This is a genomic window from Rhodococcus sp. PvR099 (genome assembly GCF_017833315.1).
In the GTDB taxonomy this organism is placed as follows: Bacteria; Actinomycetota; Actinomycetes; order Mycobacteriales; family Mycobacteriaceae; genus Rhodococcus_G; species Rhodococcus_G oryzae.
This window is the reverse complement of sequence record NZ_JAFIBV010000001.1, coordinates 3,299,034-3,318,819: the sequence shown is the minus strand read 5'-3', so window position 1 is coordinate 3,318,819 and position 19,786 is coordinate 3,299,034. Positions and strand designations below refer to the sequence as shown.

The window sequence follows — 19,786 nt, the reverse complement described above, 5'->3', positions numbered from 1 at the left end:
GTTCACGACGCACGCTCCCGATGCCGACCTTCGCTGCTCTGGTTGCCGACATCGGCCTTGTCGGCTCCGTTCCCGGCCTGCTCGGCCTGGTGGCCGGTCAGCGCGAGGAACACGTCGTCGAGGGTGGGTCTGCGCAGGGCGACGTCGGTGACCGTCACGTTCCGTCCCGCCAGGCTCCCAAGGGCGGCGACGAGGGCGCTGGACCCGTCGGCCACCGGAACGGTGATCCGGCGCGCGTGCTGATCCACCTGGATCTCACCGTCGGCCAGCGCGGTCAGTGCCGCCCGCGCGTCATCGAGGCTGGCGCCCGGGTCGAGGGCGAGCTCGATCCGCTCCCCGCCGACCTGGTCCTTGAGCTCGTCCGAGGTGCCTCTCGCGATCACCCTGCCGTGGTCGACCACGGCGATGGAGTCGGCAAGCCGGTCCGCCTCGTCCATGTACTGGCTGGTGAGCAGCAGCGTGGTGCCGCCAGAGACGAGTTCGTCGATGACGTCCCATAGGCCGAGTCGCGCCCTGGGATCGAGCCCGGTCGTCGGCTCGTCGAGGAACAGCACCGGCGGGTTCGCGACCAGCGCCCCGGCCAGGTCGAGGCGGCGGCGCATACCGCCGGAATACCCCTTGACCGGGCGGTCGGCGGCGTCAACGAGGTCGAACTGATCGAGCAGCTCGCGCGCCCGGTCCCTGCTGAACTTGGTGCCGAGGTGGTACAGGCGCCCGACCATCTCCAGGTTCTCGAAGCCGGTCAGGTACTCGTCCACCGCCGCGTACTGGCCGGATGCACCGATCCGGGAGCGAAGGTCCTTGGCGTCGGCGACCACGTCCAGTCCGTCGACGGTCGCGTGCCCCTCGTCGGGTTCGAGCAGTGTCGTGAACACGCGCACCGCCGTCGTCTTCCCGGCACCGTTCGGTCCGAGTAGCGCGAGGACGGTGGCCTCGGGTACCGCGAGGTCGAGCCCGTCGAGGGCGACCACCTTGCCGTACCGCTTGACCAGTCCCTCGGCCACGATTGCATCAGCCATGCCTACCTCCGCGTGACGTGGATGGTTGGGGCTTGCCCTGCAACGATCGCACTCCGGTCCGGTGGCAGCAACCGTTTTCGCTCCATACGCGGGTCTTGGGAACCTGCCATGGGGTGGTCGATCCCAACCCCTGGGTCCCTGGCGACGCGTGCCGTGAGGCCGGAGGATCGAGTGAACCAACCAGGTGAGGCGGTTATCGCGTATGTCCAACCCTTCGGTGGAGACCCTGTCCACCGGCGCCCGACTCGAATTCACCGCTGCCGCGATCGCGGCCGGGGTGCGCTCGGGTGCGCTGTCGCCGATCGACGCGGTCGAGGACGCGTTGAGGCGGATCTCAGAACGTGATCCCGAGCTGGACTCGTTCGTGATCGTGCGTGGCGAGCAGGCGCGTGCGGAGGCCGCGGCCCTCGCCGGGCGGCCGGACCTGTCGGCGTTGCCCTTGGCGGGCGTGCCCATCGCGATCAAGGACAACATCCCGATCCTGGGGCATCCGCTGGGGAACGGATCCGCGACCACCGTTGCGGAGGCCTCGACCGAGAACCATCCCGTGCTCGATCGGTTGCGCCGGGCGGGTGCGGTTCCGGTGGCCATGACCAGGCTGTCCGAACTGTGTGTGTGGCCGTCGACCGATTCGCACGATTCGATCGTCAAGAACCCGTGGAACCACGAGCTGACGGCGGGTGGGTCATCCGGCGGCGCGGGCGCCTCGGTGGCCGCGGGGATGGTGCCGGTGGCACACGGATCGGATTGTCTCGGCTCGATCCGGATCCCGGCCGCCGCCTGCGGGTTGGTGGGCATCAAACCCGGCAGCGGCCTTGTGCCTCGCGAGCTGGGTGAGAACTGGTTCGGGATGGCGGAGAACGGTCCGCTGACGACGACCGTCGAGGACTCCGCGTTGCTGTTGTCGGTGATGGCGGACCGCCCGGAGTTGGCGGAGCTCGCCGATCCGGGGCGGCTGCGCGTCGCGGTGGCAGCAGGCTCGCCGAGCCCGCTGACGCCGGTGGACCGGCACTGGCGGGCCGGGGCAGAGCGCACCGCACAGGTGCTCGGCGAGACCGGGCACACGGTCATGCCCGCGAAGCTGCCTTACCCGAGGAGCCCGATTCCGTTGGTGTCGCGCTGGACTGCGGGCACGGCCGCCTACGCCGAGGGGCTCGACCACACGTTGCTGCAAGCGCGAACCCGGACGCACATCGCGGTCGGGCACGCCATGCGCAGGCTCGTCCGGGCTCGGCAGGTGGACAAGATGGAGGCCGCGATGTGGGCGTTCTTCGCGGATTTCGACGTGGTGCTGACCCCGACGCTGGCCAGGCCGCCGATGGCGGCGCACGGCTGGAGCGATCGGTCCTGGCCGTCGAACGTCATGGCGGCCGTGCGTTTCGCGCCTTTCACCCCGGTCTGGAACCTGATCGGCTGGCCGGCCGTGACCGTGCCGGTGGGAATGCACCCCGAGTCCGGCACCCCGCTGGGTGTGCAGATCGCGGCGCCGCCGGGCGGGGAGGCGCGGATCCTCGCGCTGGCCGCGCAGCTGCAGGCGCTGCAGCCCTGGCCGCAGGTCGCGGCCGTGTGAGAGCGGCGGGTCAGAACGGCCAGGCCGGCAGCTCGGGGAGCCCTGCGCGCGTCGGCCTGCCGACCAGCCAGGCCAGCAGCTCGGCCCGGGGCAGCTCCGGCGGCACGACCTCGGGCGCCGCCTCGGCGAGTTCGGGCAGATCCCGCGTCAGGATCTCCTCGACGAACGCGTCGGGCCAATCCGGGGCGGTGTATCCGGTGCCGAGGTCGACGTGATGGATCTCGAGCTCGCACCAGCGGAGCGCGGGGATGCCGCGTGCTGCGGTCGGCTTGCGCCACGACACCGGGGTGTCGAGCTGGTCGGCCCCGATTTTCCGCAGTGATTCGATCACCCGTCGCCCGGCGAATCGCAGGTCGGCGTCCAGCAGCTCGACGGGGCGGTCCGCACCCTCCTCGATGGCGGCGCCCCGTGCCTCCCGCCCGCCCGGGTACATCTCGGGCCGGGTCCCGGACAACACACCGGCGGCCAGCCGGTTCAGCGCGTCGGCGTTGCGAGCGAGGTGCGTGACGACGTGACCTCGGCTCCAGCCCGGCAGCAGGGAGTCGCCCCTGGCCTGCTCGTCCGACAGTTCGGCGACCGCGGCCTCCAGCCGCGCCTGCGAGCGCTCGATCTCCGCAAGGACCTCGGGGTACGGCAGCGTCATGGCCGCAGCCTATCGACATCCGGATCCGGCCGCCCGCGGTGGCGGGGCTCACGGAACCATCCGCTGTGCCCGCGCGTTCTACTTGGCAGAAGCCGCTGCGACAGCTGCTCCGCGCCGATGCCCGCGCTAACGGACACTGCCCGCGGCGGTCGCGGTAACCTTGAACCTCCGGTGAGCAGCCGGAACCCGGCGCACTGTGCTCGACCGGAACTGGAAAGGACTGGCCTGCAGAGGCTGAACCTGTATGAATCGCAAGACTGTGTTTCGCAACCTGGCGATTGTCGCCGGCATCCTGCTGATCATTTACGCGTTCAGCTATTTCGGTAACGACACCCGCGGGTACAAGAACGTCGACACCTCGGTGGCCATCGCCCAACTCGACGCGAAGAACGTCACCGATGCGCAGATCGACGACCGCGAGCAACAGCTCCGCCTGACGCTGAAGCAGGGCAACGACGCGACCGACAACTCGAACCAGATCCTCGCGAAGTACCCGAGCGCGGCCTCCGAGCAGATCTTCACCGCCGTCCAGAACGCGGGCGTGGAGAAGTACAACACCAAGGTGAGCCAGGAGAGCTGGCTGACCTCGATCCTGCTGTTCGTGCTGCCGATGGTGATCCTGCTCGGCCTGTTCGTCTTCGTGATGGGTCGGATGCAGGGCGGTGGCCGCGGCGGCGTGATGGGCTTCGGGAAGTCGAAGGCCAAGCAGCTCACCAAGGACATGCCCAAGACCACGTTCGCGGATGTGGCAGGCGCCGACGAGGCCGTCGAAGAGCTGTACGAGATCAAGGACTTCCTGCAGAACCCGGCCCGCTACCAGGCGCTCGGCGCGAAGATCCCGAAGGGCGTCCTGCTCTACGGCCCGCCAGGAACCGGTAAGACGCTGCTCGCGAGGGCCGTCGCGGGCGAGGCCGGGGTGCCGTTCTTCACCATCTCGGGCTCGGACTTCGTCGAGATGTTCGTCGGTGTCGGTGCCTCCCGGGTGCGCGACCTGTTCGAGCAGGCCAAGCAGAACAGCCCATGCATCATCTTCGTCGACGAGATCGACGCGGTCGGCCGTCAGCGTGGCGCAGGCCTCGGCGGCGGACACGACGAGCGCGAGCAGACCCTCAACCAGCTGCTGGTCGAGATGGACGGCTTCGGCGACCGCACCGGCATCATCCTGATCGCCGCGACCAACCGTCCCGACATCCTCGACCCGGCGCTGCTGCGTCCTGGCCGGTTCGACCGGCAGATCCCGGTGAGCAACCCGGACCTGGCGGGCCGCCGGGCGATCCTCAAGGTGCATTCGCAGGGGAAGCCGCTCGATCAGCACGCGGACCTCGAGGGCCTGGCCAAGCGGACCGTCGGTATGTCGGGCGCTGACCTGGCGAATGTCATCAACGAGGCCGCGCTCCTGACCGCACGCGAGAACGGCGCCCTGATCACGGAGGCGGCGCTCGAGGAGTCGGTCGACCGCGTCATCGGCGGCCCGCGCCGCAAGAGCCGGATCATCAGCGAGCACGAGAAGAAGATCACCGCGTACCACGAGGGCGGGCACACCCTTGCCGCCTGGGCGATGCCGGACATCGAGCCGATCTACAAGGTCACCATCCTGGCCCGCGGTCGCACCGGCGGACACGCCATGACGGTGCCCGAGGACGACAAGGGCCTGATGACCCGCTCGGAGATGATCGCCCGGCTGGTGATGGCGATGGGCGGCCGTGCCGCCGAGGAGCTCGTCTTCCACGAGCCGACCACCGGTGCATCGTCCGATATCGACCAGGCCACCAAGATCGCCCGCGCGATGGTCACCGAGTACGGCATGAGCGCCAAGCTGGGTGCGGTCCGCTACGGGCAGGAGCAGGGCGATCCGTTCCTCGGCCGGTCGATGGGGGTGAGCTCCGAGTACTCACACGAGGTCGCAAGGGAGATCGACGAGGAGGTGCGCAACCTCATCGAGGCCGCGCACACCGAGGCGTGGGCGATCCTCAACGAGCACCGCGACCTGCTGGACGTGGTGGCCACCGAGCTGCTCGAGCGCGAGACCCTCACCCGCAAGGATCTGGAGCAGATCTTCTCGAGTGTGGAGAAGCGACCCCGGATCACCGCGTTCAACGACTTCGGTGGTCGGACGCCGTCCGACAAGCCGCCGGTGAAGACGCCGCGTGAGCTGGCGATCGAGCGCGGTGAGCCGTTGCCCGACGACTCGGTGCGGCAGCCGACCTTCAGCAAGCCCCGCGAGACGGTTCCGCCCACGGCTCCGGTCCCGGGTCCGCAGAACGGCTACCCGATGCCGGCTCCGAACGGCGGCGGTTACCAGCCGTACCCGGACCCGCGACAGCAGCAGCCCCAGCACGGCACCATGCCGGACTACGGCGCGCCTGCCGGTTGGTCGGCGCCCGGTTGGCCGCCGCGGGATGCGGGCGAGCACCAGCAGCACCAGCAGCCGCAGCAGCACGCCCAGAACCCGCAGAACCCGTACGGCGGGTATCCGCAGTGGAGTCCGCCGCAGAAGCCCGAGGACGAGGGCGGGCCGGCAACCGAGCGCTGGGAAGGGCCGAACGGCCAGCAGTAGTCCGGCGGTAACTAGGCTTACCCACTGATCGCGTCGCACGGCGTGGTCGGTGGGTAACGGTCGGCGAGAGTGGAGGTTCGGTCGCGTGTCGGTCAATCAACTCGGTGGTGCGAATTCCCGTGACGCATCGACGTCACAGGAACGCGACGCAGCGGAGGCCCCGGAGCGTGTCGCCGCGGCGCCGCTCGAGTGCGTCGAGACCGGGCGGGTCTTCGACCAGCCGCGCGCCGAGGCCGCGATTCGTGAACTGCTGATCGCGGTCGGCGAGAACCCGGATCGGCCGGGTCTGCTCGACACCCCGGCCCGGGTGGCCCGGGCATACCGGGAGGTCTTCGCGGGCCTCTACACGGATCCGGATTCGGTGCTCAACACCACCTTCGACGAGGGACACCAGGAACTGGTGCTGGTCCGCGACATCCCGATGTACTCGACCTGCGAGCATCACCTGGTGTCGTTCCACGGCGTCGCACACGTCGGCTACATCCCGGGCTCCACCGGGCGGGTCACCGGGCTCTCGAAGCTCGCGCGACTGGTCGACCTGTACGCGAAGCGTCCGCAGGTGCAGGAGCGGTTGACCAGTCAGATCGCCGACGCGATGGTGCGCAAGCTCGATCCCCGCGGGGTCATCGTCGTGGTGGAGGCCGAGCACCTGTGCATGGCCATGCGCGGCATCAGGAAGCCGGGCGCCAGCACCACCACCTCCGCCGTGCGCGGTCTGCTGCAGTCGAGTGCCGCCTCGCGTTCCGAGGCTCTGGACCTGATCCTGCGCAAGTGACGGTGCCGATGCCGGGCCGCTGCGTGGTGATGGGAGTCCTCAACGTCACCAGCGACTCGTTCTCGGACGGCGGCCGCTACCTGGACCAGGACGCCGCGATCGAGCACGGCCTCGAGCTGAGCCGGCTGGGCGTGGACATCGTGGACGTTGGCGGCGAATCGACCCGGCCCGGTGCGGCGCGGGTGGATCCGGTGGTCGAGGCCGAGCGCATCCGCCCGGTGATCGCGGCCCTGGCGGCCGAGAAGATCACGGTCAGCGTCGACACCATGCGCGCGTCGGTGGCCGCGGCCGCGATCGAGGCGGGGGCCACGATCGTCAACGACGTCTCCGGTGGCCGCGCCGATCCGGCGATGGCCGCGGTGATGGCGGACGCGGGCCTGCCCTGGATCCTGATGCACTGGCGCTCCGCGGGCGAATACGTGCACGCAGGCGGGGTGGAACACTACGACGACGTGGTGGCGGAGGTCGGCGAGGAACTGCTGACCCAGGTCGACCTCGCGGTTCGGGCAGGCGTCGATCCGAGCCGGCTGATCCTCGATCCCGGGCTGGGATTCGCGAAGACCGCCGAACACAACTGGGCGCTGCTCGGCGCGCTGCCACGGCTCAACGCGCTGGGTTTCCCGGTGCTCATCGGGGCCTCCCGCAAGCGCTTCCTCGGCAGCCTGCTCGCGGATGAACACGGCGACCGCGCACCCGACGGACGCGAGGTCGCAACGGCCGTCGTCTCGGCCCTCGCCGCGCGCGGCGGCGCCTGGGGCGTGCGGGTGCACGACGCACGGGGATCCCTCGACGCGATCGCGGTCGTGAACGCGTGGAGCGCGGCTGAGGAGAAGCACGATGGCTGATCGAATCGAGTTGCGCGGGTTGCGGGTCCGCGGCAATCACGGCGTCTTCGAGCACGAGAAGCGGGACGGCCAGGACTTCGTCGTCGACGTCACGGTGTGGATGGACCTGGCGCCCGCCGCGGCCTCGGACGATCTCGCCGACACCATGCACTACGGCGAGCTCGCCGAGACCGCGGCCGCGATCGTGGCAGGCCCCTCGCGCGACCTCATCGAGACGGTGGCGGGGGAAATCGCCGACGCGGTGCTGACCGACGATCGGGTGAACGCGGTGGAGGTGACGGTCCACAAGCCGTCGGCGCCGATCCCGCTGACCTTCGTCGACGTCGCCGTCGTGGCGCGCCGTTCCCGCAAGGGCCTGCGCGGATGAGTCGCGCGGTGCTCTCCATCGGGTCGAATCTCGGCGACCCGTTCGAGAACCTGCGATCCGTCGTCGACGCGCTCGGCGATCGCCTGGTCGCGGTGTCCGGGGTGTACGCGACGGCGCCGTGGGGCGGCGTCGAGCAGCAGGATTTCCTCAACGCGACGCTGATCGCCGACGATCCCGAGCTGGACTGCCGCGGCTGGCTGCGGTTCGGGCAAGAGCTGGAGGCTGCCGCGGACCGGGTGCGCGAACAGCGCTGGGGTCCGCGCAGCCTGGACGTGGACGTGGTCGACTGCGACGGCCTCGTCAGTGCCGACCCGGAATTGACGTTGCCGCATCCGCGGGCCCACGAGCGGGCGTTCGTGCTCGTCCCGTGGCTGGAGATCGACCCCGATGCCACGCTGACCGTGCGGGGAGCCAGGGTGCCCGCCCGAGAGCTGCTCGGCGACCTCGACGCCACCGAGCGCGACGGGGTGCGGCGGACCGAGCTCCGGTTGGTGCGGCCGTGACGGTGGTGCGCCGGTGATGTCGACCACCCGGATCCGGGACCTGCTCGGGCTGGCGGCCTTCGCGGCCATCGCGACCTGGCTGCTGGTTCGCGCCTTCTATGGGTCGCTCCCGCCGATCCCGCTGTTCGCCGGCGCCTCGCTCTATCCCGTCGCCGCCATCGAGATGGGCGTCGCCTTCATGATCCGTTCGCGGGTCAGGGGGCATCAGCTCGGGCAGGGCCCGCGCCAGCTCCACCCCATCACCGCGGCGCGGGCGGTGGCGCTGGCCAAGGCTTCGGCGCTGGTGGGGGCCGCCACTTCAGGTGTCTGGCTCGGATTGCTCCTGTATCTGCTGCCGCAGCGCTCGACGGTTCAGGCGGCGTCCGATGACACCGCTGGCACCGTCGTCGGTCTTGTCGCGGGCGTGGCGCTGGTCGCCGCGGCGCTCTGGCTCGAGCACTGCTGCAAGGCCCCGGACGAACCGCCGGACGAGCCTGCAGTCTAGCGGCGGCTCAGCCGGATTGACGCTCGACCACCCATGCGGCGATCTGCGTGCGGGAGTTGAATCCCAGCTTCGCCAGCACGTGCTCGACGTGTCCCTGCGCGGTCCGCTGCGCGATCACCAGCTTGGCGGCGATGGCCTTGTTGGTCAGGCCCTGCGCGACCAGTTCGGCGACCTGGAGTTCGCGCGGCGTCAGGGCCGTCGCAGCACCCGCCGGCTGCGGATTCTCCTCGCCGAGGTCCTCCCCGAGCGCGAACGCGATCGTCTCCTGCGCCGTCCAGCGCTCGCCGCTGCGAAAGGCCGACTCGAACGCCTGCTCGCCCAGCGCCCTTCGGGTCCGTCGCTCGCACTCCTCGTGGTACGACTCCAGCTTCGGGACCACCGCTCCCGGGCTACCCACCCGCTGCCACATGGTCCGCGCCGCGCCGAACAGCAGCGCGGCACGGCGGGCCCGGTCCGTGACGATGGCCGTCCATGCCTTGGCCTCCACGCACATCGCGGTCGCGAGCATGTCGTCGGCCTCACGGGAGAGCCGCAGGCCCTTCTCGAGCAGCCCGTCCGCCCGCTGCGGATCGGTCTTCCACAGCGCCAGCCCGAGGGCGCAGACCGCGTAGGCGCGGTAGACGAACTCGCCGGTGGCCTCGCTGATCGCGAGGGCCTGTTCCTGGTACTCGATGGCACGAGCGGCATCGTCGAGCAACCCGTACGCCACGGCGAGTCCGAGCAGGGTCGAGATCTGTCGGATGGGATTCCCCTGCGTGCGGAAGACCTCGAGGGCCTCCTCCAGACAGGCCACCGCGCGGGGGAGATCACCGCTGAAGGCGGCCAGGTACCCGGCAGCGTGCATCACGAGCGCGCGGGTGCCCGGATCGCCGAGTTCGTCGGCGAGCTGGAGCGCCTCCTCCGCCTGTGCCGTCCCTGCGGCGATGTCGCCCTGGTTGCTGGTGAGCAGGCAGTCGGCACACAGCGCCTTGATCCGATGGGCGGTCGGGACCTCTCCGGGCAGGCCGAGTGCGCGGTCGAGCCAGTATCGCCCCTCGCTGAGCAGGCCACGGGAGAGCCAGAACGGGAACAGGGCGATGGCGATCCGCAGGGCGTGGTCCGCCCCGCCGGGCTCGGTCGCACTGAACTGCATGGCCTCGCGCAGATTCGGTTGCTCCCTGGCGATACGGACCATCAGATCCGGCTGTCGGGGGCCGATCCACTCGGAGCGTGCTCCCAGCACCAGCCCCTCGTACCAGTCCCTGTTCCGCCGGAGCAGGTCATCGAACTCGTCCGCTTCGTGCAGTTTCTCGCGCCCGTACTCGCGGAGGGTTTCGAGCATCCGGTACCGCACCGCGGCGCCTGCCTCCTCGCGGATCAGGATCGACTTGTCCACCAGCGAGGCCAGCACGTCGAGCAGGTCGCGCGGATCGACCATCCCGCCCGCACAGACTCCTTCGGCGGCATCCAGCCCGAAGCTGCCCGCGAACACCGAGAGCCGGCGCCACAGCACCTGCTCGGTCTCCGTGCACAGCTCGTGGCTCCAGTCGATGCTCATCTGCAGCGACTGCAGTCGTGTCGGCGCGCCGCGATTGCCGGTGGTCAGCAGCCGGTACCGGTCGGTCAGCCGGTCCAGGATCTGCTCCGCGGTCATCGCCCGCAGTCGCACCGCGGCCAACTCGATCGGTAGCGGCAACCCGTCCAACTGACGACAGATCTGTGCGACGGCCTCCAGGTTCTCCTCGGTGAGAGCGAAGCCGGGCAGCGCCGCGGCGGCGCGCTCGACGAACAGTGTCACCGCCTCGGAGCCCGCCAGGGCCTGCGGCGTCGGGGTGGCATCGGGGACCGTCAGCGCGGGCACCCGCAGCACCGCCTCGCCGCCGATGACGAGCGGTTCCCGGCTCGTCGCGAGGATCCGCAGGTCCGGGCAGGACCGGAGTAGGGAATCCGTGAGCTTCGCGACCGCGTCGATCAGGTGCTCGCAGTTGTCCAGCACCAACAACAGGGTGCGGGTGGCCAGGTACTCGGTCAGCAGGACCAGCGGCGGGTGCGCCGGATGTTCCCGGAGGCCCAACGCGGTGGCGACGGTGTCGGGTACCAGCGCCTCGTCCTGGAGCTCCCCGAACTCGACGAGCCACACCCCGTCCTCGAACGCGCGACGCGAGTCCTCCGCCACCCGTAGTGCGAGACGGGTCTTCCCGACGCCGCCGATCCCGGTCAGTGTCACCAATCGGGCAACAGAGAGCAGCCGTTTGGCCTCGGCGAGTTCGGGCCGACGCCCGACGAAGCTCGTCGGTTCGATGGGTAGGTTCCCGATGACCTTGGCCCGGGTGGCGGGCGGCATCGCACCGTCCCTCTCGTCTCGTGGTCCCCTCTGGCTACGGTACCGTTCGGCCGCACATCCCCGGGTCGTCTCAGCTCAGGACATCCCTCCCGAATTCCACCGAGTCCGCTCCGGCCGGACACGGGCTCGGCCCGTTGCGACGGCGGGTGGTCGGTCCGGACGGCTATCCTCGGCTGCATGACGGTTTCTGGTCGCGCGGGCTCGCTTCGGCGGTACAAGCGCAGCACGAGCCAGATGTTCGTCGCCGCGCTGGTGGCGTTGGCGGTGATCGCGAGCCTGTTCATGATCTTCAGCAACAGCGTCCAATTGCTGCGTGTCGGCCTGGTCGTCGCACTCTGGGCGGCGGTCATCGCGGCCATCGCGATGACCAAGTACCGCCGCGAGTCGGCCGCCGACAAGGCGAAGGTGCGCGATCTGCAGACTGTGTACGAGTTGCAGCTCGAGCGTGAGATCACCGCCAGGCGCGAGTACGAGATGGGCGTCGAGGCCAAGGTCCGCGATGAGGCGAATCTCGATGTCTCCGAGATCGCGGCCCTGCGGGCGGAGTTGGCGGCGCTGCGCGGCAGCCTCGAGGTGTTGTTCGAGGGCAGGCTGCCGGTCGACCGGGTCGCGCTGCAGGCCGATGCCAGCCGGATCCCGGAGCTGGCGAGCCCGGCGCGGCCGAAGACGTTCACCCCCGACCCCGCGTACGCGGCCACCCCAGGCGCGAGGCCGACGTTCGCCACACCGGACGACGATCCGGTCACCGCCGAGGTCATGGTCGTCGGCGAGTCCGAGCCGGAGCCCGCCGCTTCGGCAGAGGCGTTCCCGATCCCGAGGCAGGTGCCCCCACCGCGCCAGGCCCCTCAGCCCGCCGCGACGCAGCCGCCGCCCGAGCCGGTGCCTCCGATCCCGGTTCCCGAGCCGGTGCCGCCCGCTCCGGAACCTGCGCCGCTTCCCGAACCGGAGCCGGTCCCGGTGCCCGAGCCTGGGCCGACGCCCGAGCCCACGCCTACGCCCACGCCCACGGACGAGGTCTCGTCCCGTAGGGCGCGGCGGCGCGCAGCGGAGTCGGAGCCCGCGGCCGAGGCCGAGGGTGAGCAGGCCGTTCCTGCAGGCGCGCACTCGACGGGGCTCTCGGTCGCCGAGATCATGGCGAACATGAAGACCCCGGAGCCCGAGACGGACGGGCCGAGGTCCGGTCGTCGTCGTCGCGACTGAGCCGATCCCCTCAGGGGGCGTGCCCTAGATCACTCTGTTCCGCCATGGCGGCCGTCCCGGCGCGGCGGCTATCCTCGCTGTGAACGTCTGGTACCCGCCCTGCGGGACTGGAACGAACGAGAGGACAACGGTGACCTCCTCCGAGATCACTCAAGACCCCGCGCCCGCACGATTGACCATCGGAATCGTCTCGGCGGGACGCGTGGGAACGGCGATCGGTGCCGCGCTCGAGCGCGTCGGCCACATCGTCGTCGCCTGTTCCGCGGTGTCCGACGCGTCGATTCGCCGGGCCGAGACCAGGCTTCCCGAGACCGAGATCCTGCCCGCCGCCGAGGTGGCGTCGCGCTGCGAGCTGTTGCTGCTTGCCGTCCCGGACGCAGAGCTCGCTGGGCTGGTCAGCGGCCTGGCCGCCACCCGCTCCGTCAAGCCAGGCACCCTCGTCGCACACACCTCGGGCGCCAACGGCGTCGGTGTGCTCGAGCCGCTGACCGCCCTCGGCGCGCTGCCGATGGCGATCCATCCCGCCATGACCTTCACCGGGCACGACGAGGACACCGCGCGGCTGTCCTCCGCGTGTTTCGGTATCACCGCGGCGGATGAGATCGGCTACGCGATCGCGCAGTCCCTGGTCCTCGAGATCGGTGGGGAGCCCGTCCGGGTCCGCGAGGAGGCCCGTGCGCTGTACCACGCGGCTCTCGCCCACGGCAGCAATCACCTGGTCACCCTGGTCGTGGACGCCGTCGCCGCGCTCCGCGTCGCCCTGGCGGGGGACGAACTCCTCGGCCAGCAGCTCGTCGACGACCAGCCCAACGGGGTGGCCGAGCGGGTGCTGGGCCCACTGCTGTCGGCCGCCCTTGACAACGCGCTGCGGCGCGGTCCGGCGGCGCTGACCGGGCCGGTGGCCCGCGGCGACGCCGCGGCCGTCGCGACCCACCTCCGGGTCCTCGAGGACGTCGACCCCCGGATCGCGGCCGGCTACCGCGCCCTCTCGCTCCGGTCCGCTCAGCGGACCGGGTCCAAGCCCGAACTGATCGAGATCCTGGAGGGCCGCTCGTGAACGGCTACACACGCGGTGAACTGACCGTGCACCACGAACCCGCCGAGCTGACCAAGGTCACCAAGGCGCTGCGCGGCGTCGGGCGCCAGGTGGCGTTGGTGCCGACCATGGGCGCGCTGCACGCGGGTCACCTGGAGATCGTCCGCCAGGCCAAGCTGCGCGGCAGCGTGGTGGTGGTGTCCATCTTCGTCAACCCGTTGCAGTTCGGTGCGGGCGAGGATCTCGACGCGTACCCGCGCACCCTGGATCGGGACCTCGAACTGCTGCGCGAGGCCGGGGTGGAGCTGGTGTTCGCACCGTCGGCGGCCGCGATGTACCCGGCGGGCAGGCGCACCATGATCCACCCGGGTCCTCTGGGCAGTGAGCTCGAAGGCGCCAGCCGCCCGACGCACTTCGCCGGGATGCTGACCGTCGTGAACAAGCTGTTCCAGATCGTCGGACCCAACCTCGCGTACTTCGGTGAGAAGGACTACCAGCAGCTCGCGCTGATCCGACAGATGGTCCGCGATCTGAACCTGGACGTCGAGGTCTACGGCGTCCCGACGGTGCGCGAGCAGGACGGCCTCGCGCTGTCCTCGCGGAACCGGTACCTCGACGAGGCCCAGCGCACCGCGGCCGCGACCATCTCCGCCGCGCTGGTGGCGGGCGCGCACGCGGCGGCCGGTGGAGCCGAGGCGATCCTCACCACCGCCCGCGAGGTGCTGGCGACGACCCCGGAGGTGGAGGTCGACTACCTCGAGGTCCGTGGCGTCGACCTGGGACCCGCGCCCGAGCGCGGGGACGGGCGGCTGCTCGTCGCGGCCAAGGTCGGTAACACCCGATTGATCGACAACGTCGGCGTCGCCGTCGGCACCGGATTCCTCGAACGGGAAGAGGATTCCCGCACCACGCAGACGACAGCGGCGGGGTAAGAGCGCCCCCTCTTCCGACCCTGATTTCCAGCCAGACCCGAAGGACACAACATGTTTCGCACCATGATGAAGTCGAAGATCCACCGCGCCACCGTGACCCACGCCGACCTGCATTACGTCGGTTCGGTCACCGTGGACCAGGACCTGATGGACGCCGCCGACCTGCTCGAGGGCGAGCAGGTGTGCATCGTGGACATCAACAACGGCGCCCGCCTCGAGACCTACGTGATCGCGGGTGAGCGTGGCTCCGGGGTGATCGGGATCAATGGTGCGGCAGCGCATCTGGTTCATCCCGGCGACCTGGTCATCCTCATCGCCTACGGCGTGATGAACGAGCAGGAGGTCCGCGACTACCAGCCGCGTGTGGTCTTCGTCGACGCAGACAACAAGGCCATCGAGCTCGGTGCCGACCCGGCGCACGCCCCCGAGGGGTCGGGCCTGATCACGCCGCGGATGCTCTCCACCCTCGAAGACGCCTCGGCGCTGGTGTAGCCGTGCTGCTCACCGTCGACGTCCGCAACACCAACATCTCACTCGGGTTGTTCGCCGGCGCGGGTGACCACTCGAAGTTGGTGCGGGACTGGCGGATGCGCACGGATCCGCGGATGACGGCGGACGAGTTGGCCTGGATGCTGCGGGGCCTGCTCGGCGAGAGCGTGGACCAGATCGTGGGTGTGTCGGCGCTGTCGACCGTTCCGTCGGTGCTGCGGGAACTGCGGGTGATGCTGTCCCGCTACTGGGAGCACGTCCCGCACGTGGTGGTCGAACCCGGTGTGCGAACCGGGGTGCCGCTGCTGGTCGACAACCCGAAGGAGGTCGGGGCCGACCGGATCGTCAACAGTCTTGCCGCGCACCACCTTTACGGGGGACCGTGCATCGTCGTGGACTTCGGGGTCGCGACCTGTGTCGATGTGGTCTCGGCGAAGGGCGAGTTCCTGGGTGGCGCGATCGCGCCCGGTCTGGAGACCTCGACGGACGCACTCGCCTCGCACTCGGCGGCGCTGCGGAAGTTCGAGTTGGTGCGTCCGCGGGCGGTGGTCGGCAAGAACAGCGTCGAGTGCATGCAGGCCGGGGCGATCTTCGGGTTCGCCGGGTTGGTGGACGGTCTGGTGCGACGGGTGCGCGCCGAGGTGCCTGCGTTCGCGGGCAACGACGTGAACGTGATCGCCACGGGGGAGAGCGCCCCCCTGGTGATGCCGGAGTCGGAGACCATCGCGCACATCGAACGGGACCTCGCGCTCGAGGGGCTGCGGATCGTCTACGAGCGCAACCAGGCCCGACGGGCCGCGAAGCACCCGCCGGTCGGCTGACAGCCAGCCGATGGCCGGAGGGTTTGCCAATCCGGAGTTCTGTGCCACACTGGTTGCCGTGAATCGCCGCATGGTTGCTCAGGAGTGTTGTCGAGGCTGAACGCCGCCTCGATTCGTTGAGGCACGTCACAACGGCCTTGACCAATTCACCCTCCTGGAGTCTCTCCCATGCTTTCCACATCTGTGGTCTCTTCTTTGGTGCCATCACCAGTCAACGCGCTGTCCTCGCCGAGCCGTTTGCGGCCGGCCGACCTGCTGCGCATCACCGACCAGGGCGCGCAGGACGTGCTCGACGGCCGCTTCGCCGATCTGCTGCCCGGTACCGGGTCGTGGCCGACGGACGAGCGCTGGTCCACCCGCCTGCACGCCGACGATGACGTCGACGTCTGGCTGATCAGCTGGGCTCCCGGCCTCGCGACCGAACTGCACGACCATGCCGGATCGCTCGGCGCGCTCACCGTGCTGAGCGGTGTGCTGGCCGAATATCGTTGGAGCGGCGGTGAACTGAAGTACCGCACGCTCGACGCAGGCGATCAGGCCTCGTTCCCGCTCGGCTGGGTGCACGACGTCATGCAGGCCCCCGGCGACGCTGTTGGTCCGACCGCTCCGACGCTGAGCGTGCACGCCTACTCGCCGCCGCTTTCGGCGATGTCCTACTACGAGGTGACCGATCAGGGCACCCTGCGGCGTACCCGCACCGAGCTGACCGATCTCCCGGAAGGACAGTCGGCATGACCATCGACGAGATGCTCGAGAAGGCCCGCGGCAGCTACCGCCGCATGTATGTGTTCGAGGTCGCCGAGGCCGTCGCCCGCGGCGCGATCATCGTCGACATCCGGCCGCAGGCCCAGCGTGCCGCCGAGGGCGCGCTGCCGGGCGCGCTGGCGATCGAACGGAACGTGCTCGAGTGGCGCCTCGACCCGGCGAGCAGCGCGCGCATCGCGCTGGCCGCCGACCACGACGTCGAGTGGATCGTGGTCTGCTCGGAGGGCTACACGTCCAGCCTGGCGGCCGCGGCGCTGCAGGAACTGGGTCTGCACCGGGCCACCGACCTCGTCGGCGGGTACCAGGCGCTCCGTTCCGCGGGCCTGCTCGGCGTCGCAACCAGGGCCCGGCACTACGTTCGGGAGGCCGCGGCCGTCGCCGCTCACTGAGGGCGCATTATGCTGGTCACCCGTGAGTGATGCAGCAATCCAGCCGGCCGATGACACCCCCGAGCAGCTCCGGATCCGCCGAGAGAAGCGGGACCGGATCCTGGCGCAGGGGCAGGAGGCCTATCCGGTCTCGGTGCCGCGCACCCACTCGCTCGCACAGGTGCGCGCGCAGCATCCTGACCTGGAGCCGGACACGGCCACGGGCACCGAGGTCGGCGTCGTCGGCCGGGTGATCTTCGTCCGCAACACCGGCAAGCTCTGCTTCGCGACGTTGCAGGAGGGCGACGGCACCCAGCTGCAGGCCATGATCAGCCTGGCCTCCGTCGGCGAGGACGCGCTGGCCGCGTGGAAGTCGGACGTCGACCTGGGCGACTTCGTCTTCGTGCACGGCGAGGTGATCAGCTCTCGCCGCGGTGAGCTCTCGGTGATGGCCGACGCCTGGCAGATCGCCTCGAAGTCGCTGCGTCCGCTGCCGGTCGCGCACAAGGAGATGAACGAGGAGTCGCGGGTCCGTCAGCGCTACGCCGACCTGATCGTGCGGCCCGAGGCGCGGGAGATGGCCCGCAAGCGCGTCGCGGTGGTCCGTGAGCTGCGCAACGCGCTCGAGCGGCGTGGGTTCCTCGAGGTGGAGACCCCGATGCTGCAGACGCTGGCGGGCGGCGCCGCGGCGCGCCCGTTCATCACCCATTCGAATGCGCTCGACATCGATCTGTATCTGCGTATCGCCCCGGAACTGTTCCTGAAGCGATGCGTCGTCGGCGGTATCGAGAAGGTTTTCGAGATCAACAGGAACTTCCGCAACGAGGGCATCGATTCGACGCACTCGCCGGAGTTCGCGATGCTCGAGACCTACGAGGCGTACGGCACCTACGACGATTCCGCGACGATGACCCGCGAATTGATCCAGGAGGTGGCGCAGGCCGCGTTCGGTACCCAGCTGGTGACGCTCGCGGACGGCACCGAGTACGACCTCGGCGGCGAGTGGAAGACGCTCGAGATGTACCCGTCGTTGTCCGAGGCGATCGGGGTGTCCGTCACCCCCGAGACGACCGTCGACGAACTGCTGGCCCTCGCGGAGAAGGTCGGACTCGAGGTGCCCAAGGACAAGGGCTACGGCCACGGCAAGCTCGTCGAGGAGCTGTGGGAGCACCAGTGCGGCGACCAGCTCTTCGCGCCCACCTTCGTCCGGAACTTCCCGGTGGAGACCTCGCCGCTGACCCGTCAGCATCGCAGTGAGCCGGGGGTGACGGAGAAGTGGGACCTCTACGTGCGCGGGTTCGAGCTGGCCACCGGCTACTCGGAACTCGTCGACCCGGTGATCCAGCGCGAGCGGTTCGTCGACCAGGCGCGGCTGGCATCGGCCGGCGACGACGAGGCGATGGCCCTGGACGAGGAGTTCCTCGCCGCGATGGAGCAGGGAATGCCGCCCACGACGGGCACCGGGATGGGGATCGACCGCCTGTTGATGGCGTTGACGGGATTGGGTATCCGCGAAACTATCCTCTTCCCAATTGTGCGACCCTCGGCTCGCTGACCTCTTTCAATTGCTAATTTGCTTTTCTCCGGTATTGCGTCCGTCGGAATGGGCGTAGACTCGTCGCAGCCGGCGCGGGGAAGCGCAAAATTGCAGTTCATTGAAAGGAAACTCGATCCATGGCGAAAAAGGTCACCGTCACCCTGATCGATGATGTGGACCAGGAAGCGGCCGCCGACGAAACGGTCGAGTTCGGTCTCGACGGCGTCACCTACGAGATCGACCTGTCGTCAGCGAATGCCGCAAAACTGCGCGAGCAGCTTGAGGTTTGGGTTTCCCACGCACGACGGTCCACCGGGCGTCGGCGGGCCAAGACCGCGGTAGCAGGCGGCAAGAGTCGGGTGGCGATCGACCGCGAACAGAGTGCGGCGATTCGCGAGTGGGCGCGGCGCAATGGCCACAAGGTTTCGGCCCGCGGTCGTATCTCGGCGGAAATCACCGAGGCGTACAACAAAGCCAACTGATCTTCCCGAAGTTTTGTGCTCTCGTTTCGCCCGCCCCATCGCATGCAGGCTGTTAGCCTCGCGATCGGGCGGGCGGACGAGGGAGCAACTCGAGGGGGAGTGTCATGCGCTGGCGAATTGTGATCGGTTCATTGATTTCGGCGGCCGCGTTGTTCTGGAGCACAGGCGCCGCGGGCGCAGCGCCCCTCCCCGAGCCCGATACCTTTCTTTCCGGCGTCATGCCGGAATTGACCAATCCGGGCGGATCGGCGCCCGGCAGCAATGACTGGTCGTGCCGGCCGACCGCGGAACATCCCACACCCGTCGTCCTGGTGCACGGCACCGCGGGCAATCGGCAGACCAACTGGGCCGCGTACGCGCCGATGCTGGCGAACGAGGGTTTCTGCGTCTTCGCCATCACCTATGGCAACTTCGCCGACCTCCCGGCGCCGCTGAGCGGGATCGGCGGCATGCTCCCCATCGACGAGAGCACCGAGCAGCTCGCGGCGTTCGTGGACCTGGTGCTCGCCGCGACCGGCGCCGACAAGGTGGACCTGGTCGGCCACTCCCAGGGCACCGTGGTGGCCAACAACTATGTGAAGTTCGGTGGCGGGGCGACCAAGGTCGGCCGGATCGTCTCGTTGGCGCCGCCGTGGGACGGCACCTACGGGGTCGACGGGTTCAGCCTCGGCGCCGCGCTGCGCGGGTTGGGCGTCGACGACGAATTCCAGCTCGGGTTCCCTGCGTGCAAGGCATGTCCCGAGATGATGCACGGCTCGGCGTTCGTTGACCGCATGCGGTCCGGCGGCCTGTACGTGCCGGGTATCGAGTACACCAACATCGTCACCCGCTACGACGAGATCGTGGTTCCGTACACCTCCGGCATCGAGCCGGGGCCGCAGGCGACCAATATCGTCGTGCAGGACGGCTGCGAACAGGACTACTCGGACCACCTCTCGATCGCGGGCGAGCGGCGCGCGCGGACGATGGTGCTCAACGCCCTCGATCCCGCGCATCAGCGCGAGGTGCCCTGCGTCTTCGTGCCGCCTATCGCCGGCTGAGTCCTTCTCCCGATCCACTGCGCACACCTT

The 19,786-nt window shown here is 69.6% G+C and carries 20 protein-coding genes; 17 read left to right on the top strand and 3 right to left on the bottom strand.

Annotated elements, in window-relative coordinates:
- Positions 1-2 precede the first annotated feature (2 nt).
- Positions 3-1,019: an ATP-binding cassette domain-containing protein gene (locus JOE46_RS15135; RefSeq protein ID WP_097212908.1), complete on the bottom strand. Its 1,017-nt coding sequence runs from the start codon at positions 1,017-1,019 to the stop codon at positions 3-5.
- A 202-nt stretch (positions 1,020-1,221) separates the two neighbouring features.
- Between JOE46_RS15135 and JOE46_RS15130 the strand changes: the two genes are divergently transcribed.
- Positions 1,222-2,589: an amidase gene (locus JOE46_RS15130; RefSeq protein ID WP_097212909.1), complete on the top strand. Its 1,368-nt coding sequence runs from the start codon at positions 1,222-1,224 to the stop codon at positions 2,587-2,589.
- 10 nt (positions 2,590-2,599) lie between these two features.
- On the opposite strand, the gene JOE46_RS15125 is transcribed toward JOE46_RS15130, so the two are convergent.
- Positions 2,600-3,232 (bottom strand): maleylpyruvate isomerase family mycothiol-dependent enzyme, encoded by a 633-nt coding sequence (locus JOE46_RS15125; RefSeq protein ID WP_097212910.1) that lies wholly within the window; start codon positions 3,230-3,232, stop codon positions 2,600-2,602.
- Positions 3,233-3,476: 244 nt separating this feature from the next.
- Between JOE46_RS15125 and ftsH the strand changes: the two genes are divergently transcribed.
- The 6 genes from ftsH to JOE46_RS15095 all read left to right on the top strand — a co-directional run bounded on the left by ftsH (position 3,477) and on the right by JOE46_RS15095 (position 8,763).
- A complete protein-coding gene (gene ftsH / locus JOE46_RS15120; protein ID WP_097212911.1) occupies positions 3,477-5,789 on the top strand; it encodes an ATP-dependent zinc metalloprotease FtsH in 2,313 nt (770 codons plus the stop codon).
- Between the two features lie 85 nt (positions 5,790-5,874).
- The gene (gene folE, locus JOE46_RS15115) at positions 5,875-6,564 is read left to right on the top strand and encodes a GTP cyclohydrolase I FolE (protein WP_257017584.1); all 690 of its coding nucleotides are present in this window, start codon (positions 5,875-5,877) and stop codon (positions 6,562-6,564) included.
- Positions 6,565-6,572: 8 nt separating this feature from the next.
- The gene (gene folP, locus JOE46_RS15110; protein ID WP_077043927.1) at positions 6,573-7,409 is read left to right on the top strand and encodes a dihydropteroate synthase; all 837 of its coding nucleotides are present in this window, start codon (positions 6,573-6,575) and stop codon (positions 7,407-7,409) included.
- Positions 7,402-7,776 carry a dihydroneopterin aldolase gene (gene folB / locus JOE46_RS15105; protein WP_077042992.1) on the top strand — a complete coding sequence of 125 codons (375 nt, stop codon included), beginning with the start codon at positions 7,402-7,404 and terminating at the stop codon, positions 7,774-7,776. The genes folP and folB overlap by 8 nt, the downstream gene beginning before the upstream one ends.
- Entirely contained in the window at positions 7,773-8,279 is a 507-nt protein-coding gene (gene folK, locus JOE46_RS15100) for a 2-amino-4-hydroxy-6-hydroxymethyldihydropteridine diphosphokinase (protein ID WP_097212913.1), read from the top strand. Before folB ends, folK begins: the two co-directional genes overlap by 4 nt.
- Before the next feature lie 16 nt (positions 8,280-8,295).
- The gene (locus JOE46_RS15095; RefSeq protein ID WP_097212986.1) at positions 8,296-8,763 is read left to right on the top strand and encodes a DUF3180 domain-containing protein; all 468 of its coding nucleotides are present in this window, start codon (positions 8,296-8,298) and stop codon (positions 8,761-8,763) included.
- Positions 8,764-8,770: 7 nt separating this feature from the next.
- Here the strand turns inward: JOE46_RS15095 and JOE46_RS15090 are convergent, their stop codons facing one another.
- Positions 8,771-11,086: a LuxR C-terminal-related transcriptional regulator gene (locus JOE46_RS15090; RefSeq protein ID WP_209927739.1), complete on the bottom strand. Its 2,316-nt coding sequence runs from the start codon at positions 11,084-11,086 to the stop codon at positions 8,771-8,773.
- 177 nt (positions 11,087-11,263) lie between these two features.
- Between JOE46_RS15090 and JOE46_RS15085 the strand changes: the two genes are divergently transcribed.
- The 10 genes from JOE46_RS15085 (at position 11,264) to JOE46_RS15040 (ending at position 19,756) form a co-directional block, all read left to right on the top strand.
- The gene (locus JOE46_RS15085; RefSeq protein ID WP_209927737.1) at positions 11,264-12,286 is read left to right on the top strand and encodes a DUF6779 domain-containing protein; all 1,023 of its coding nucleotides are present in this window, start codon (positions 11,264-11,266) and stop codon (positions 12,284-12,286) included.
- Positions 12,287-12,416: 130 nt separating this feature from the next.
- Entirely contained in the window at positions 12,417-13,343 is a 927-nt protein-coding gene (locus JOE46_RS15080; RefSeq protein WP_077042989.1) for a Rossmann-like and DUF2520 domain-containing protein, read from the top strand.
- Complete coding sequence (gene panC, locus JOE46_RS15075) at positions 13,340-14,254, top strand: pantoate--beta-alanine ligase (protein WP_097212916.1); 915 nt, start codon at positions 13,340-13,342, stop codon at positions 14,252-14,254. The genes JOE46_RS15080 and panC overlap by 4 nt, the downstream gene beginning before the upstream one ends.
- A gap of 51 nt (positions 14,255-14,305) precedes the next feature.
- On the top strand, positions 14,306-14,746 hold the full coding sequence (panD, locus tag JOE46_RS15070; RefSeq protein WP_027500490.1) for an aspartate 1-decarboxylase: 441 nt from the start codon (positions 14,306-14,308) through the stop codon (positions 14,744-14,746).
- A gap of 2 nt (positions 14,747-14,748) precedes the next feature.
- Positions 14,749-15,564 carry a type III pantothenate kinase gene (locus tag JOE46_RS15065; protein ID WP_097212917.1) on the top strand — a complete coding sequence of 272 codons (816 nt, stop codon included), beginning with the start codon at positions 14,749-14,751 and terminating at the stop codon, positions 15,562-15,564.
- A 168-nt stretch (positions 15,565-15,732) separates the two neighbouring features.
- Positions 15,733-16,299, top strand: coding sequence for a cysteine dioxygenase family protein (locus JOE46_RS15060; RefSeq protein WP_097212918.1), 567 nt, complete (start codon positions 15,733-15,735; stop codon positions 16,297-16,299).
- A complete protein-coding gene (locus JOE46_RS15055) occupies positions 16,296-16,718 on the top strand; it encodes a rhodanese-like domain-containing protein (RefSeq protein ID WP_209927735.1) in 423 nt (140 codons plus the stop codon). Before JOE46_RS15060 ends, JOE46_RS15055 begins: the two co-directional genes overlap by 4 nt.
- Before the next feature lie 22 nt (positions 16,719-16,740).
- Positions 16,741-18,252 (top strand): lysine--tRNA ligase, encoded by a 1,512-nt coding sequence (gene lysS / locus JOE46_RS15050; protein ID WP_209927733.1) that lies wholly within the window; start codon positions 16,741-16,743, stop codon positions 18,250-18,252.
- Between the two features lie 119 nt (positions 18,253-18,371).
- Complete coding sequence (locus tag JOE46_RS15045) at positions 18,372-18,716, top strand: Lsr2 family protein (RefSeq protein WP_097212921.1); 345 nt, start codon at positions 18,372-18,374, stop codon at positions 18,714-18,716.
- Positions 18,717-18,820: 104 nt separating this feature from the next.
- On the top strand, positions 18,821-19,756 hold the full coding sequence (locus JOE46_RS15040; RefSeq protein ID WP_097212922.1) for a triacylglycerol lipase: 936 nt from the start codon (positions 18,821-18,823) through the stop codon (positions 19,754-19,756).
- The last annotated feature ends 30 nt before the right edge of the window (positions 19,757-19,786 follow it).

Excerpts from the sequence above, each read along its gene's own strand:
- JOE46_RS15135 (WP_097212908.1), bottom strand. The coding sequence starts at position 1,019 with ATGGCTGATGCAATCGTGGCCGAGGGACTGGTCAAGCGGTACGGCAAG.
- JOE46_RS15130 (WP_097212909.1), top strand. The coding sequence starts at position 1,222 with ATGTCCAACCCTTCGGTGGAGACCCTGTCCACCGGCGCCCGACTCGAA.
- JOE46_RS15125 (WP_097212910.1), bottom strand. The coding sequence starts at position 3,232 with ATGACGCTGCCGTACCCCGAGGTCCTTGCGGAGATCGAGCGCTCGCAG.
- ftsH (WP_097212911.1), top strand. The coding sequence starts at position 3,477 with ATGAATCGCAAGACTGTGTTTCGCAACCTGGCGATTGTCGCCGGCATC.
- folP (WP_077043927.1), top strand. The coding sequence starts at position 6,573 with ATGCCGGGCCGCTGCGTGGTGATGGGAGTCCTCAACGTCACCAGCGAC.
- folB (WP_077042992.1), top strand. The coding sequence starts at position 7,402 with ATGGCTGATCGAATCGAGTTGCGCGGGTTGCGGGTCCGCGGCAATCAC.
- folK (WP_097212913.1), top strand. The coding sequence starts at position 7,773 with ATGAGTCGCGCGGTGCTCTCCATCGGGTCGAATCTCGGCGACCCGTTC.
- JOE46_RS15095 (WP_097212986.1), top strand. The coding sequence starts at position 8,296 with ATGTCGACCACCCGGATCCGGGACCTGCTCGGGCTGGCGGCCTTCGCG.
- JOE46_RS15090 (WP_209927739.1), bottom strand. The coding sequence starts at position 11,086 with ATGCCGCCCGCCACCCGGGCCAAGGTCATCGGGAACCTACCCATCGAA.
- JOE46_RS15085 (WP_209927737.1), top strand. The coding sequence starts at position 11,264 with ATGACGGTTTCTGGTCGCGCGGGCTCGCTTCGGCGGTACAAGCGCAGC.
- panD (WP_027500490.1), top strand. The coding sequence starts at position 14,306 with ATGTTTCGCACCATGATGAAGTCGAAGATCCACCGCGCCACCGTGACC.
- JOE46_RS15060 (WP_097212918.1), top strand. The coding sequence starts at position 15,733 with ATGCTTTCCACATCTGTGGTCTCTTCTTTGGTGCCATCACCAGTCAAC.
- JOE46_RS15055 (WP_209927735.1), top strand. The coding sequence starts at position 16,296 with ATGACCATCGACGAGATGCTCGAGAAGGCCCGCGGCAGCTACCGCCGC.
- JOE46_RS15045 (WP_097212921.1), top strand. The coding sequence starts at position 18,372 with ATGGCGAAAAAGGTCACCGTCACCCTGATCGATGATGTGGACCAGGAA.
- JOE46_RS15040 (WP_097212922.1), top strand. The coding sequence starts at position 18,821 with ATGCGCTGGCGAATTGTGATCGGTTCATTGATTTCGGCGGCCGCGTTG.